Genomic DNA, 15099 nt, shown 5'->3' with positions numbered 1-15099 from the left:
TATGGTCTTAGTGTTTTGTCTGTATATATTTGGGGCTCAGCCTTGTAATTAGACTCGAAATTTAGCATGGATAAATTGATCAGAAACTCCTCAAACACACCAATTCTGCTGAAGGTCTGTGTTCTTTTGTTGTTATTGATTAATTCGCCGGCTGAAGCCAGAAGAGTTAACGTTTGCTTTGGTACTGAGGATCATTTTTACGATTTGGGTGAATTAAAAGCCTCGGATCAACAGGTTAAAACAACGGGTATGCCGGTCGAATGGGCTTCCGGTGGGTATCTATTTGGTATTCATTTACAGGATCACTGTTTGCTCGTTCCGACTAAAACAGACGTGGTCGGTTATGCCGTCTATGCCAAAAATTCAAGCCAATACTGGGCTTTGGACGAAACTACCATTCAATCATTGCAAAAGTCTGGGGTGCTGCCAAACCCCATGCCGCCGCTGCAGGTGCCGTGGGATGACACTGTTGGCGGCCAGTGGCTTTGGGGCCTGGCTATCTTGGCTGGATTGGTAGTTATTGTTGCCCTGGAAGCTTTTTTGTCCGGCAAGCTGCAACGACGTGTCGTCGCTAAAGTTGATAAAGTCTTGCATGGTAGTTTTGTGCTGTTATTGCGCGAGGTGTTAGTCGATGTTGCGCGTATAGATCGGAATTTTGATGCTAATAAATTACATGCCATACTCGCTGTTATGCAGCGGCTGGGGATTGCTGTTAACGACCTCGCTAAGCTTAACCCCGAGGATATGCCTGCAGGGAAATTATCAAGAAAGCTATTGATTGCTTATATCAAGGCGGTCGCTGGCAATCTCAACGATCAGCAAAGAAACATTTTACTAACCGGGATTGCGACCGTGATGTCGGTGGAAGGTAAAGTAGGTAGAAACAAAAAAGCCGTGTTTCGGCAATACATCATCGCGTTGGGTTTTCCGGACAATCAGGCGGAAAAGATCATGGAGATGGTTCTCAATGCTTAATTGGACGGTTTGGCCTCGTACTTACTCAAGCCAAGTCAGTACGGCTGTGGAAAAGTGGTCAAACCACCCGCTTTTTGACACTCATAAATCCACGTTAGTCTGGAGATTATCATGAAAATAAAAACCTTCGGTTTACTCTGGTTGTGTCTTGCCTCGGTTAACGCTCACGCCACCCAGCAAATTTCCTATAAAGGCCATATTATTTTTAGCGACGGCAATGTGGCGAATATTGGCGATTCGTTCTCGGGCCAGTTTTTGTTCAATCCCGATCAACCGGATGGTGGCCATTTTAATCCGGCCACTCCGCCTTATACCGAATGGGAAAGTGGTTTTTGGAACAATACTTATCTGTCCACGGCAATTCAAAATAAGTTTTCTTTTGTTAGTAATAAAGGTATTGGGGCTGCATTTCAAGACAATCAAAACATCACCCAAACTGAGTCGATGTAAACGGTTATCACGGCTATGTAAATGCGGGAATTTACGGCGTAGTCTCTTTCGAGGCGATTAACCTTGGCAATGACGAGCAAACTGTTACTGGAACCGAGTTTTCCATTACAGCATTATTCGATCCATCTCGCTTCAATATTGCTTCGTTTCAAACCGTAGACTTAAACAGCATATTCCAGTCGCAGCCACTTAAATTTGGTTATTCCATCAACAAAGTCACCAACGGTTTATTGGATTTTCGTATTAGCGGCCTGATCGATACCTTTAATGTCAGCACGCCAACGTCTCAGGTTGCATTGCCTTCCGCACCGGTTTTACCAACACCAAGCAACGATAGATTTACATTCAGTACACCGCCCATGCCGGTTTTGGATGGCAACGGAAATCCAAAACCAGGCGGGTTTTACGACCCGGATGTGGCGGTGGCTTACACCTATGAAGCGTTAAATGCCGACACCTTATTCGGCGATGTGATGATTCCCAACCAATACGGCGACGGTAAATTCCAACTGCTGATTTGGGATGAGACCAGCGGTGAATACGTCGACAGCGGTATCCGCTTGTTGGCGGGCGTTTGGTTTAATTTCGGCGAATTGGGTTTTCAAAACGGCGTTGGCAAGTTCCGCATAGCCGGCATCGAAACTTCCGCCATGATCGATCCCAGCGATCCGCTGGGTTTTGTTACCGGTTTGACGTTTACCGGAAGTGGTAGTGCTTTCAAAATGACGCCTTTAGCGGCCCCCGTACCGCTGCCTGCAGCGGTCTGGTTGTTTGGCAGCGGTCTACTCGGGCTATTGGGAAGCCGAAAATTCCGGGCATCGCGCTAGCCGCTTAGCTTTCAAACTTTAAGGCTGAAAGACGTTTCGCCGGATTTGGAAAACGCCTTACGGCCTTTGTTTCAAAAACGCCGCTATAAACCGGCAGGCCTCCGCTAAGTTGGCCGAGCAGCGTTCGCTTAACCCGCTGCCCAGTTCGAAGGCTTCGGCTTGGACGCTTAATAAAAAGCAGGGCGGTAGCGGCTGTTTGCCGAGGGTTTCATAGACCGACAGCAGCGCGGCCGGGCTCAGCGCATGGCTGGAGTAACTGTGGTCTTGGGCTGGGGTTAATGGGGTAAAGGTAAAGCTGTCCGGGCAATTTTCCGCGGCATCGACAAATATCACGAGTTCGCGATCTTGCAAATCCAGCGCATGTTCGATTTGTAACTGAAAGTCGCTGAGTAGTTCGATAGTGCTCAGGTCCAGATGCTCGGCCAGATAATCCAATACCAAAGGACCAACGGCGTCGTCGCCACGGCTGGGATTGCCGTAGCCGAACACCAGGATGGGTTTGGTCATTCGCTACCGTGAATAAATTCGCCGCTGCTATGCCGAATCAGTTTATCCACCAACTTGCCTTCGGCATCGACCAATTCCAACTGCAATGGCATTTTGCCGACCGCGTGCGTAGCGCAGGATAGGCACGGGTCGTAGGCGCGGATCGCCACTTCCAGATTATTCAGTAGGGGCTCGGTTAATTCCCTGCCTGACAGATATTCCGCAGCGACTTGCCGCACCGATTCGTTCATCGCCGTGTTGTTGCTGGTGGTGGAGACGATCAGATTGGCTTTGGTGACGATGTCGTTTTCGTCGATTTGATAATGATGAAACAGCGTACCGCGCGGTGCTTCGATGACGCCTATGCCTTCGTAGCGCTTTTCGCCCTTGGCTACCAGATAGCTACTCAATAAATCGGCATCGTCCAGTAAGGCTTGGATGCTTTCCGCGCAATGCAGCAATTCGATCATCCGCGTCCAATGGAAGGCCAGGGTGCTATGTACCATGGCTTCGCCGCTATGTAGTTTAAATTCCACACGGGCGGCTTCCGCCAGCGGCGTGTCAATAAAATCACAGTTGTTGACGCGCGCCAACGGTCCCACCCGGTACCAGCCATCGGCTTTACCCAGCGAAGTCAGGTAAGGGAATTTCATATAGGTCCAGGAACGGACTTCTTCGCGGATCAATTCAGGGTAATTGCAGTAATCGTAATGATCGACAAGGGTTTCGCCTTGCTCGTCTTTCACCCGAATCCCGCCGTGATAAAGCTCCAGTGCGCCGTTGGGTTTGGTCAAGCTCAAGTATTTGCTGCGGATGGTGGCGAAGTCGTCGTAATAGGGTAGGTGGGAGGTGTGGACTTTGGTGACCAGTTGCAAAGCCGCTTGTGCCCAGCTTACGATCTGCGCGATGTCTTGTTTTAAATAGTCGCGCTCCTCTTTAGTTAGGGCTTTGTTCATGCCGCCGGGAATGGCGCCGGTGCCGTGGATACGCTTGCCGGAGACCATGCGTATCACTTCCTGGCCGTATTTACGTAGTTTTACGCCTTGCAGACCAATATCCGGATAATCGGCCAGCACTGCCATCACGTTACGCTTGCCGATCTCACTTTCAAAACCAAACAGCAAATCCGGGCTGGAGAGGTGGAAAAAATGCAAAGCATGCGATTGCAAGACCTGACCGAAATGCAGCAAGCGGCGTAATTTATCCGCTGCCGGTGGCAGATTGGCGGGATCTACGCCGACCAATTGGTCGATGGCCTTGGCAGCCGCCAGATGGTGGCTGACCGGGCAGATGCCGCACAAGCGCTGCACCATCACCGGCAGTTCCCAGTAAGGGCGGCCCTGGATGAATTTTTCGAAGCCGCGAAATTCGACGATGTGCAAGCGAGCTTGCTGGACTTTATTGTCTTCATCCAAGAGCAGGGTAACTTTGCCGTGGCCCTCGACGCGGGAGACGGGATCGACAGCCACCCGTTTTAACTTGCCGGCTGCGACTAAAGCCGGATCGGCGGTTTCAAGATGTTCGTACACAGCGGTTCCCTATTAGTCGTAATGGACTAATGCATAAGGTAGAGTCGGGTCGCGGCCTTCGATCAATGCGCTCAGGTAGGTCCAAAACACATCGGCGGACGGCGGACAGCCGGGCATAAAATAATCGATCTTGACGATCTCGTGGACCGGTCGCACTTTATCCAGCAATAATGGCAATTCCGGATCATTGGGTATCTGCGGATTGTCCACGCCTATGCCGTCTTGGTAGGCTTCCAGCAGACAATCTTCCAGTTTAAAAAAGTTGCGCAGAGCCGGCAGGCCACCGTTGATCGCGCAGGCACCGACCGCCACTAGAATTTTGCAGTTGTGGCGAAACTCGCGCAGCACGTGCACGTTTTCGGAGTTGCAAACGCCGCCTTCAATCAGGCCTATATCGCACGGGCTGCAGTGCTCGATGTCGGTTAGCGGCGAGCGGTCGAATTCGACGACATCCGCCAATTTCAGCAAGCGCTCGTCAATATCCAGAAACGACATATGGCAGCCGAAGCAGCCGGCCAAGGACGTGGTGGCGATTTTAATCTTAGCGGCCATGTTTGATGTCCGGAGCGGGCGGCATGGTCGCCGCGTAGTGGGAATCCGGGCCACCGTTCTGCTGAGCTGACTCCGCCAGCTTGGTCGGGTCGCAGCTTGGGTAGCCGCTGGCCTCGCCAGCTTTGATAACCGCTTTTTCGCAGGCGACTTCGCTGATGGGATGCCCGTCGTAGATGCGTTCACCAATCGGTGCCAGATAGGCGCTGCGTTTGACCAGAATCGCGCCGGTCGGGCAGACATGGGCGGCCTCGTCATCGACACTAATCTCGCTGTCTTTCAGCTTGCCGCTAGGCGAGTTGATGACCAGGCGTTTGTGGATGCCGCGTCCGGCGATGCCGAACACCTCCTTGCCGTCTTTTTCCTTGCTGGCGCGCACGCATAAATTGCAGAAAATGCAGCGGTCGTGGTCGATCAAAATATCCGGGTGGGAGGCGTCCATTCCGCGCTGTGCATAAAAATGCGGGTAGTGGTTATCCAGCATATTTTGATGGTAGGCCACGGCCTGTAGCTGGCAATTGCCGGATTTTTCGCAGGAAGGGCAGAAGTGGTTGCCTTCCACAAACAGCATTTGGGTGATGCGTTGGCGGTCGTATTGCAGGTCGGGGCTGTTGCTGATCACGGTTTGGCCGTCGGCGGCCGGCAGCGTGCAGGCGGTATTGGTGCGGCCATTAACTTTCACCGTGCACAATTTGCAACTGCCGTAAGGCGCGTAGCCGGGCCGGTGGCATAGATACGGAATGTAGACGCCGGCGGTGCGCGCCGCCTCGATAATGGTTTGGCCGTCGCTGAACGGTACGGCGATGCCGTCGATGCAAAGAGTGCCGCTCATCTCAATTCTCCACTTGCGATAAATGCGCTGCGTCGTCGTCGCGCTGTGCCATACGGCGGGCCACGGCCAGGGTGGCGTCCAAATCAAAACCCGGGGTAAAACTGCTCTGCTTTAATTGCTTAAGATACAGCTCCGGATAGCTGGCCAGGGTACTTAAAATCGGATTGGCGGCCGAATCCCCCAAACCGCAATGGCTGTTGTTTTTGACGACCAGGCATATCTCGTTGAGTTCTTCCAGGTCGACCGCAGCGCCGTTGCCTTCGACAATTTTCCGCAGCTGATTTTTCAACAGTGTGGTGCCGACCCGGCACGGTGTGCAAAAGCCGCAGCTTTCATGGGCGAAGAAATCAGTGAAATTTTGCACGATGTCGAAAATATTGCGGCTGTTGTTGAACACCATAAACGAGCCGGCGGTGGATAGGTCCTCGAAGGCTATGCGCCGTTGCAATTCCCGATTGGAAATAAAAGTGCCGGACGGCCCGCCGACTTGCACACCCATGACGTCGTCCGCGCCGCAGTCTTGCAAAATCTCTTCAATTGACGTGCCGAACGGGTATTCGTAAATGCCTGGCCGCGCGCAGTCGCCGCTGATGCTGAGCAGTTTGCTGCCGGTCGATTGTGGGGTGCCGACGGCGGCAAACCATGGCCCGCCTTGGATGGCAATATGGGTGGCGGCGAAAAAAGTCTCGACGTTATCGACCACGGTGGGTTTGCGTTGATAGCCGCAGATCACCGAGTTGGGTGGCTTAACCCGAGGTATGCCAGGCTTGCCTTCCAAGGACTCGATTTGCGCGGATGCCTCGCCGCAAATATAGGCACCGGCGCCCATGCGGATTTCGATGTCAAAATCAAAGCCGTCGTGACCGAGAATATTGCGCCCCAGCAAACCGCTATCGCGGCGGCGCTTTAACACGCGCTGCAATTGCTCGTAGAGGAATAAATACTCGGCGCGCAGATACAGCAAGCCCTGGTCCGAACCGATAATCGCCGCGCACAAGGTCATGCCTTCAAAGACTTGGTCGGCGTAAAGATCGAGCAGCATCCGGTCTTTAAAGGTACCCGGTTCGCCCTCGTCGGCGTTACAAATGACGTAGTGTGGCGTGGCAGTTTGTTGAGCACAAGTCCGCCATTTCAACGCGGTTTTAAAGCCCGCGCCGCCGCGGCCGCGCAGATTGGAACTGTCCACTTCCGCCAGGGTTTCAGTTAGGCCGCGGGCAAAGGTGGCTGCTATCGCCGCGCCGTTTTCGAATGGCTGGTTGAGCAGTAGGCCGGGTTTGCGGATCGGCTCTTCCACCGCAAAGAACTCCGGTGGCCAATCGCTTAACGGCGCTTGTTGTTCGATCAGCTTGGCGATGACATCGATTCTGGTAGGGGCCAGACGGGTCAACGCATAGCCGTTAACCAAACCGGCTGGGCCTTGGTCGCACATGCCGGTGCAGGAGGTATTATTCAGACTGACCAAGCCGTCCGCGCGGACTTCACCCACTTTGACGTGCAACTTTTCCGCCAGGTAATTCAGCAATTTTTCCTTGCCCAGCATTCGGTCGGTAATCGAGTCGCTGATATGAATGTCGTAACGGCCCTGCGGCGTCAGGTGCAAGAAGCTATAGAATTCCGCGACGGCAATAATCTGGGTACGGGGAATATGCAAAGCAGCGGCCAATTGTTCGATAGCCGCCTGGGGAATATGCAGGTACTGCGCCTGCACGGCTCTTAGCATCTGCAAGAGCCTTTCCGGTTTACAGTCCGCCTCTGCAAGTACGGATCGAATAAAACTATTCATCGTCGAGTTCTGGGCAGTTAGGTTGAGTCGTCGTGTTCCATTGCAATTGAAAAATCATAGGCCATCTACACACCACTCTTGATTTGGCGCTAGATTTTTCAAATCGTTCACTGGCAGTTATTTGGCGGGGCGCCTCCACAAGACGCCTTGTCGGCGGCGATACATTCCGCTTGCCAAGTGAAAGTGTCTGCCCTGTCTCTCCAAGCGTCAATGCAGACAACTCAAGCGCGCGATGCCTATCGATACCGCCGCGGAAGCTGTGCAAATTCGCCGTCATCCATGGCGCAATACTAAACAAATAAGCCAGGCGTGGACAGCAAAATATTGCCGGTTAAAACCGGGCAACAGCGGCGAAGGGGTTGCGGCGTTGGCAAGAAATACGCTTTTTACCGGGCTCCCGCTCACAGTCATGCTTGCGGGTTTGGTAACAAAGTGCGCAACGGTTCAAGCGGCGCTGGTAACGGCCATAGGCACTGAAAATCAAACGCTCCAGGCGATCCAATGCCGTAAGGTTGGGAGCCAACAGCCCAATCTGTCTGGCATGCAATGCCGCATAAAGCTGCCGGGCTTGATCGATTAAAATGTCATTGTCCATAGTCATAACCTGACTTAATCGCTGATGAATCCAAAAAAACCGCGTGGCATGTGCGATTGAACATGTCCGGCTGAATTATCAAACAGGCTTGTTCTGATAGCTTTGACTTTAATCAACGCCGCTTAAAATTGTTGGCGATTTTGATCCGGCTGACGCTAATTGGCTTCCTCTGAGTCGGCAGCCAGGCACTGCTCGACGACACGGCGGCTTAAAACTTCATCTTGCAGCATGATATTCACCATACACGCCACCACCGTACGGGTTTTTAAGCCGTTAAAGCGGGAAAAGTTTTTCAGTTGGTCGTAAGTGGGTTCTTCCACCGCAATTTTCTTTCTATCGTTTTTCGATTTATCAGTAGCCATGAGAGTATTCCTTTGTAAGGTTAAAGAGGGGTAATGCAGTCGTTGGGTAAACGTTTTGCTATTTTTAAATCATCCCCTGTTTACGGAAAAAGAAAGCCACATTGACTAGGGCGATCATCACCGGCACTTCGATCAAGGGTCCAATCACCGCGGCAAACGCCGCGCCGCTATTAATACCAAACACCGCCACCGCCACCGCAATCGCCAATTCAAAATTATTGCTGGCGGCGGTAAACGCCAGTGTGGTGGTTTTGCCGTAACCGGCGCCGATGGCTTTACCCAGCCAAAAGCTCAGTAAAAACATCACCACAAAATAAATCAACAGCGGTATCGCAATCCGCACCACGTCCAGCGGCAATTGCACAATCAAATCGCCTTTTAACGAGAACATCACCACGATGGTAAACAGCAGGGCGATCAAGGTCAGTGGGCTGATTTTCGGGACGAAATGCTGGTGATACCAATCCTTGCCTTTGGCTTTGACCAATAGAAAGCGCGTGCTAAAGCCGGCGATAAATGGAATGCCCAGATAGATGAATACGCTCTTGGCGATTTCGCCAATCGTAATATCAACCAGACTACCTTGCATGCCGAACAGGGGCGGCAGCACGGTGATGAACAACCAGGCATAGACGCTGTAAAATAAGACCTGGAATACGCTGTTAAATGCCACCAAGCCCGCCGCGTATTCATTATCGCCGTTGGCCAATTCGTTCCAGACTATGACCATCGCGATGCAGCGCGCTAGGCCGATCAGGATCAGGCCCACCATGTACTCCGGATAATCGCGCAGAAACACGATAGCCAATACAAACATCAACAGCGGTCCGAGCAGCCAGTTTTGCAGCAAGGACACGGCCAATATCCGCCAGTTGCGGAACACGTCGCCGAGTTCTTCGTAACGGACTTTGGCCAGTGGCGGGTACATCATCACGATCAAGCCGATAGCTATCGGAATATTGGTAGTGCCGACCGATACCGCCGTGTTAAAGCCAGTTACTTCCGTGGGAAACAGAAAACCGATGCCGACCCCAATCGCCATGGCGATGAAAATCCATAGCGTCAAAAAACGGTCGAGAAAGGATAAGCGGGCGTTGGGGCAATGCGGGGTACTCATTTAAATCTCCAAGTCTGCTATTTACTGTGCAGCGTTATCGGCTACCGGCGGTTTGCAGCAACTGCTGGCGGGTTCCAGTTGCACGACTTGGTCGTCGCCAAATAAGGGAATGGTTTGCAAGGAGTGGAACGCTTCCCAGGCGATGCCTTGCGGATCGACGGTCCAGTATTTATCGGACTGGGCGTAGCAGCAGTTGGCTTGTTTTTGCGCGGCGACCGGTAGCTCGGCAGCGGCTAGGTTTTCCTGGACTGCTTCCAATTCCTCACCAGATTCGACTTGTATTCCCAAATGATCCAACCCCGGCTGGCGGCCGCGGCTGGAAATAGCGAAATTGACGCGCGGATCATCCAACAGCCATTTGGCGTAATCGGCTTCGCGCACGCTCGGTGCGCTTTGAAACAGCGCGCTATAAAAGTCGATATTTTTTGCCAGATCATCGACGGCGAGATGGATATGCAGGCGTTTCATCGCGTTTGCTCCGGGGTAAAGAGTGAATGAGATTGGAGATTAGCTAGCATTGTTTGGTGGGGACCTCTGAAAATTCCCTCTCCCTCAGGGAGAGGGCTAGGGTGAGGGATGTAAATAACTGATTTTAATCCCCTCATCTCAACCTTCTCCTTTATGATCTGTAGGTACTAAAGGAGAAGAAGTTTGGCCGCCGACCAATGCCAGCAAGCGTTCCACACCTGTCGGTTCTTCCCGCAACAAGGGCACGAGCGCATAACGTTGGGCGTGTCGATCCGCTACCTCGGCAATTTCCGCCAATTCATTGGCCGCGCGTTGGCGTAACAGCGCCGAATGCACGGTGGTCGCCGCCACGCTGTTATTAATCACCCAGGCCCAGGGCTCGATGCCGGCCCGGCGTAAATCGTCTTGCAGATGAGCGGCTTCCAGTACCGGCGTGGTTTCCGCTAAAGTGACGATCAGCACCTTGGTTTGACGCGGGTCCTGCAACTGCATCATCGGCGTGGTGAAATGCTGATTGGAATCGCCCATCTGCCGCGCCACCTCGCGATGGTAAGCGCCGGTAGCGTCCAAGAGCAGTAAGGTATGGCCGGTAGGGGCGGTATCCATCACCACGAATTTCTTGCCGGCTTCGCGGATGATGCGGGAAAAGGCTTGGAAAACGGCAATTTCTTCGGTACACGGCGAGCGCAAGTCTTCTTCCAGCAAGGCGCGGCCTTGTTCATCCAGTTTGGCGCCTTTTGTGGACAGCACATGCAGACGGTAGCGTTCGGTTTCCGCATGTGGATCGATTTTGCTGACTGTCAGGTCCGACAAAGCCCCGTTTAGCGTGTCCGTTAAATTGGCGGCTGGGTCGGAGGTGGTCAGATGCACCGGCAAACCGCGTTGTGCCAGTTCCACCGCCAATGCTGCGGCCAGGGTGGTTTTGCCAACGCCACCTTTGCCCATCAGCATCACCAGGCCATGACCGTCAGTGGCAATCTCGTCCACAAGTGTCGATAGATTGGCTGCGGGTAGGGCTGGCATCACTTCACTGTCAGGCATTGCTAGCGGTGCGGCATTGCTAAGCAATTGTCTGAGAGCCGTCAGTCCAACCAGATTGAAGGGCTTTAGTTCAATGCGGTCCATCGGTAGGCTATTTAACGCTGCCGGCATGTCGGCCAAAGCATGTTGCTCGCGTTGGTAGATGGCATTCGCCAGCGGGTCTTGCGCGGTTTCGCTTGCCGGCAAGATGCCATTGATGGCCAAATATTGTTGCGTTAAGCCGATGGCGTCTAATTCTTCATGGGTGCGCGCCACTTCGCGCAAGGTCGATGGTTGGGCGCGGGCGACCAGGATCAAACGGCTGCGTTGCGGATCGGCCAATGCGGCGACGGCGGCTTTATATTGGCTACGCTGTTTTTCCAAACCGGCCAGGGGGCCTAAGCAAGAGGCATCGCCTTTGCCTTGCTCCAAAAAGCCGCTCCAGGCACCCGGCAATTGCAACAGGCGGATGGTGTGGCCGGTCGGGGCGGTATCGAACACGATATAGTCGTAGCCGGCGGTCAAATCAGAGTCGGTTAATAGTGCGGTGAATTCGTCGAATGCCGCAATTTCCGTGGTGCAGGCTCCGGAGAGCTGTTCTTCTATGCCTTTAACGATGCTGTCCGGCAACACGCCCTGCACCGGGCCGACGATACGGTCGCGATAGGCTTGCGCCGCCGCTTGCGGATCGATTTCCAATGCCGCCAGGCCGGACACCGCCGGAATGGCGGTGATCTGATTGCCGATAGCGATGCCAAATACCTGGCCGACGTTCGAGGCCGGGTCGGTACTCACCAACAACACCTGTCTGCCGGCATCCGCCAATTTTACGGCCGAGGCGCAAGCGATAGAGGTCTTGCCCACACCGCCTTTGCCGGTAAAAAATAGAAAGCGTGGCGCTTGATCGAGAAATTTGCAATCGCTGCTCACGGCACGATCACCAGAAGTTAACAACAGCTGCTGCCGCTACAACAGCCCGACGGGGCTTGCTGTTCCGCTACGCTAATGGCTGCCCAACGCGCCAATTCGGTTCGATTCGGATAGCGGCCCGCCAAGGCGACTTCACCATCCACCAAAATCAACGGTAGGGCTTCGGCGCCGGAACGCTCCAAAAACGCTTTAACCACCGGGTTTTCGGCAAATGCCAACGGGGTTTGCGCCAGATTGAAGCGCTCAATGGCGGCGCCGTTTTGCTTGGCCCAATCGACATCGGCGGCAAAACCCACCAGCTGCTGATCGACTTCCACACCGCAAACGCCGGTGCTGCAACACAATGCAGGATCAAATATTTGAATACTGGTCATAAGGAAACTCCTTAACAACTAAGGCAACAAGGTGCCGATGCGATCCAGTTCGGCTTTCAGACGCTCGGGATCGTTTTTTAACTCTTCCAACGGTAAAGCAAAAAACTGCTCGATGCGATGGCGCAGAATCCGATACGCGACCATGAAGGCCGCGTCGATTTCCTCGTCGGTACCCTCGACGTGAGCCGGATCTTCAACGCCCCAATGGCTGCGCATGACCGGGCCCAGGTAGGCGGGGCAGGTTTCGTTGGCGGCATTGCCGCACACACTCAGCACAATGTCCGGCGTCACCGGCAGGTCATTCCAGGACTTGCTGTAATAGCCGTCGGTAGAAATGCCTTCTCGGGCCAGCAAGGCCAAGGAACGGGGGTGGATCTTGCCGGTGGGTTTGCTGCCGGCGCTCAGGCCACGCCAGCCGGCCGGTGCCAAATGATTGAAAGTGGCTTCGCCAAGGACGGAACGGCAGGAGTTGCCGGTACACAAAAACAATACGTTCATGATGGAGTGTCGGTCGGGGTTGAGGGTAAAGATTCGTTATTGGTGGAACAGGCTGAGAGCGATAGACAGGGATGGCCGTCGCAACAGTTCTCAGTCAGGAAAGCCAACAGATCGTTCATCGCGGAAAAATTGGCCGTATAAATCACAAAGCGGCTTTCGTTGCGCGAGTTCACCAGGTTGGCGTAAGTCAATTCCTTCAAATGAAACGATAGGGAAGATGGGGCAATGCCGGTGGCTTCACTGATTTTTCCGGCGGCCAACCCTTCCGGGCCGGCTTGCACCAGCGCGCGGTAAATTGCCAGACGGGATTCTTGGGCCAGTGCGGCCAGGGCGATCACAGCAGTTTTATTTTCCATATTTCAACAATAATTGAAATATGGAAACAAGTCAATTTTCCGGGCGTTTACGATGCGGCTGTCGCGTAACGCTACTGTCATAAAGGCTATTTACCATTCGCAAGACTACCGTTCCGACGCTGTCGGTGAGATGGTACTTACACATCCTTTCTTCAAACACCAAACGAATAGGGCCTCAGGAGCATTTTTATGAAACTCACTTCAATCGCCGCCGCCGTCGCTGCTGTGCTGGCCTCTGCCAATGCCAGCGCTGCGGGGGATTTTCAATGGTCGCATCAATGGACCTTCAATCACACTGCAGCTAATGGTTCAAGCGCCATGGGTTCGGAAATCGTTTCCTACGATGCGGTTAACAATCGCTTGTGGGTAGCGGGAACCGATGCCAATCAGGCCAATATTGGCCAAGGCGGCATCGACGTGTTGGATATGAACGGCAATTTGCTGCAAAGCATTTCCACGAGCGCGCTCGGCGGGATCAACAGCGTGGCGGTGAAAAACGGCCAAGCGGCCATTGCTTTGACGGCGCCGACGAAAACCGATCCGGGTTTGGTGCGTTTTTACAATGCGGCTGACTACACATTGCAACACAGCGTAACCGTCGGTGCCAACCCTGACGCAGTGACATACACGCCCGACGGCAGCCGCTTGCTGGTGGCTAACGAAGGCGAGCCCAGCAGCTATTTGGTGGGGCCAAGCGGCGATCCGGAAGGCTCGGTGAGTATTATCAACACCAACAGCTTTGCCGTCCAAACGGCCGGATTTACCGCTTTCAACGGTGCAGCGGCGGCTTTGAAAGCCAGCGGCGTGCGTCTGACCGGGCCGAACGCCAGCGTCGCGCAAGATCTGGAACCGGAATACATTGCGGTTAGCCAAGACGGCAGCAAAGCTTTTGCGACGCTGCAAGAGGCTAACTCGGTTGCGGTCATCGACATTGCCAGCGCCACTGTCACCGACATTAAAGCCCTGGGTTTGAAGGATCACAATTTAGCCGGCAACGGTCTGGATGTCTCGGATCGCGACGGTCCCGGCACTGCGGCTTTAAAAGGCAACATCCAGAACTGGAATGTGATGGGTATGTACATGCCCGACGGCATCGCCAGTTTTAGCAAAGACAGCAATCAATATTACGTGACCGCCAACGAAGGTGACTCTCGCGAGGATTGGCCGGGCGGTGCGGAAGAAGTGCGGGTGGGCGCAGCGACTATCGATCCCGCCTTGAATGCCGCCATGACAGCCTTGCACGGACCGGATTGGGCCACGAACAATGACAAGCTGAATCGACTGACGGTTTCCAGGAGCGGGGATTTGGACAACGATGGTGACCTGGATCAACTGCAAGTCTTCGGCGCCCGCTCGTTCTCGATTCTGGATGCCAATGGCAGCATGGTGTTTGATTCCGGCGACAAACTGGAACAAACCATCAAAGCGTTGATTGCGGCGAACCCTGGTAACGCGGCTTTCGCAGCCTTATGGGACGATGGCCGTAGCGACAACAAAGGTCCTGAGCCGGAAACTGCGGTGGTGGGTAAAGTGGACGGCCGTGACTTGTTGTTCCTGGGTTTGGAGCGTTCCAATGCGGTGATGGTTTGGGATTTGACCGACCTGAACAGTCCGACGTTTTTGGACATGTTGTTCACCGGCGGCGACATCGGTCCCGAGGGGTTGAGTTTCTTCAGCAATGCCCAAGGCAGTTATCTGGCGGTGGCCGATGAGGTAAGCGAAACCACTTCGCTGTACAAAGTATCGGCCGTGCCGGTGCCGGGCGCGGTTTGGTTGTTCGGTTCCGCGCTGGTGGGCTTGATGGGAATGCAACGCGGCCGTAAACATTAAGATCCGCACTTGAAGCCAGCTTGGCCGAGCTATATCGGCTAAGCTGGCTTTCCCGTTTTATCCCGTAACGCGCTTGTAATATTCAATCGCTAATGTTGCCGCTCCATCAACCGCTCTC

General features: G+C 53.8%; 17 protein-coding genes. 4 read left to right on the top strand and 13 right to left on the bottom strand.

The window, feature by feature from the left end:
• The first annotated feature begins 66 nt into the window (after positions 1-66).
• From ACH5Y9_RS14525 to ACH5Y9_RS14515, 3 genes are all read left to right on the top strand, one after another.
• Positions 67-975, top strand: coding sequence for a hypothetical protein (locus ACH5Y9_RS14525; RefSeq protein ID WP_445366559.1), 909 nt, complete (start codon positions 67-69; stop codon positions 973-975).
• Between the two features lie 111 nt (positions 976-1086).
• Complete coding sequence (locus ACH5Y9_RS14520) at positions 1087-1425, top strand: hypothetical protein (RefSeq protein ID WP_445366558.1); 339 nt, start codon at positions 1087-1089, stop codon at positions 1423-1425.
• A gap of 230 nt (positions 1426-1655) precedes the next feature.
• Positions 1656-2252 carry a hypothetical protein gene (locus ACH5Y9_RS14515; RefSeq protein ID WP_445366557.1) on the top strand — a complete coding sequence of 199 codons (597 nt, stop codon included), beginning with the start codon at positions 1656-1658 and terminating at the stop codon, positions 2250-2252.
• A 57-nt stretch (positions 2253-2309) separates the two neighbouring features.
• Here ACH5Y9_RS14515 and ACH5Y9_RS14510 read toward each other — a convergent pair whose 3' ends face one another.
• The 13 genes from ACH5Y9_RS14510 to ACH5Y9_RS14450 all read right to left on the bottom strand — a co-directional run bounded on the left by ACH5Y9_RS14510 (position 2310) and on the right by ACH5Y9_RS14450 (position 13151).
• Positions 2310-2759: a hydrogenase maturation protease gene (locus ACH5Y9_RS14510; RefSeq protein ID WP_445366556.1), complete on the bottom strand. Its 450-nt coding sequence runs from the start codon at positions 2757-2759 to the stop codon at positions 2310-2312.
• Positions 2756-4267 carry a Ni/Fe hydrogenase subunit alpha gene (locus ACH5Y9_RS14505; protein WP_445366555.1) on the bottom strand — a complete coding sequence of 504 codons (1512 nt, stop codon included), beginning with the start codon at positions 4265-4267 and terminating at the stop codon, positions 2756-2758. Before ACH5Y9_RS14505 ends, ACH5Y9_RS14510 begins: the two co-directional genes overlap by 4 nt.
• A gap of 12 nt (positions 4268-4279) precedes the next feature.
• A complete protein-coding gene (locus ACH5Y9_RS14500; RefSeq protein ID WP_445366554.1) occupies positions 4280-4819 on the bottom strand; it encodes an NADP oxidoreductase in 540 nt (179 codons plus the stop codon).
• A complete protein-coding gene (locus tag ACH5Y9_RS14495) occupies positions 4809-5648 on the bottom strand; it encodes a 2Fe-2S iron-sulfur cluster-binding protein (RefSeq protein WP_445366553.1) in 840 nt (279 codons plus the stop codon). Before ACH5Y9_RS14495 ends, ACH5Y9_RS14500 begins: the two co-directional genes overlap by 11 nt.
• A 1-nt stretch (position 5649) precedes the next feature.
• Positions 5650-7431, bottom strand: a complete 1782-nt coding sequence (locus ACH5Y9_RS14490; RefSeq protein WP_445366552.1) for an NAD(P)H-dependent oxidoreductase subunit E — start codon at positions 7429-7431, stop codon at positions 5650-5652.
• 331 nt (positions 7432-7762) lie between these two features.
• Positions 7763-8026, bottom strand: coding sequence for a hypothetical protein (locus tag ACH5Y9_RS14485; protein WP_033157911.1), 264 nt, complete (start codon positions 8024-8026; stop codon positions 7763-7765).
• A 155-nt stretch (positions 8027-8181) separates the two neighbouring features.
• Complete coding sequence (locus tag ACH5Y9_RS14480) at positions 8182-8388, bottom strand: hypothetical protein (protein WP_033157910.1); 207 nt, start codon at positions 8386-8388, stop codon at positions 8182-8184.
• A gap of 64 nt (positions 8389-8452) precedes the next feature.
• On the bottom strand, positions 8453-9505 hold the full coding sequence (arsB, locus tag ACH5Y9_RS14475) for an ACR3 family arsenite efflux transporter (protein WP_445366551.1): 1053 nt from the start codon (positions 9503-9505) through the stop codon (positions 8453-8455).
• Positions 9506-9526: 21 nt separating this feature from the next.
• On the bottom strand, positions 9527-9973 hold the full coding sequence (locus ACH5Y9_RS14470; protein ID WP_445366550.1) for an ArsI/CadI family heavy metal resistance metalloenzyme: 447 nt from the start codon (positions 9971-9973) through the stop codon (positions 9527-9529).
• A gap of 138 nt (positions 9974-10111) precedes the next feature.
• Entirely contained in the window at positions 10112-11923 is a 1812-nt protein-coding gene (gene arsA / locus ACH5Y9_RS14465) for an arsenical pump-driving ATPase (RefSeq protein WP_445366549.1), read from the bottom strand.
• 17 nt (positions 11924-11940) lie between these two features.
• Positions 11941-12297, bottom strand: a complete 357-nt coding sequence (gene arsD, locus ACH5Y9_RS14460; protein ID WP_445366548.1) for an arsenite efflux transporter metallochaperone ArsD — start codon at positions 12295-12297, stop codon at positions 11941-11943.
• A gap of 18 nt (positions 12298-12315) precedes the next feature.
• Complete coding sequence (locus tag ACH5Y9_RS14455) at positions 12316-12795, bottom strand: arsenate reductase ArsC (protein ID WP_445366547.1); 480 nt, start codon at positions 12793-12795, stop codon at positions 12316-12318.
• Positions 12792-13151 carry an ArsR/SmtB family transcription factor gene (locus ACH5Y9_RS14450; protein WP_205453656.1) on the bottom strand — a complete coding sequence of 120 codons (360 nt, stop codon included), beginning with the start codon at positions 13149-13151 and terminating at the stop codon, positions 12792-12794. Before ACH5Y9_RS14450 ends, ACH5Y9_RS14455 begins: the two co-directional genes overlap by 4 nt.
• Before the next feature lie 189 nt (positions 13152-13340).
• Between ACH5Y9_RS14450 and ACH5Y9_RS14445 the strand changes: the two genes are divergently transcribed.
• On the top strand, positions 13341-14981 hold the full coding sequence (locus ACH5Y9_RS14445) for a choice-of-anchor I family protein (RefSeq protein ID WP_445366546.1): 1641 nt from the start codon (positions 13341-13343) through the stop codon (positions 14979-14981).
• Positions 14982-15099: the final 118 nt, after the last annotated feature.

It is taken from the genome of Methylomonas sp. BW4-1 (assembly GCF_052474385.1).
The sequence above is the reverse complement of the archived record's forward strand: the minus strand, read 5'-3'. Positions and strand labels throughout refer to the sequence as shown.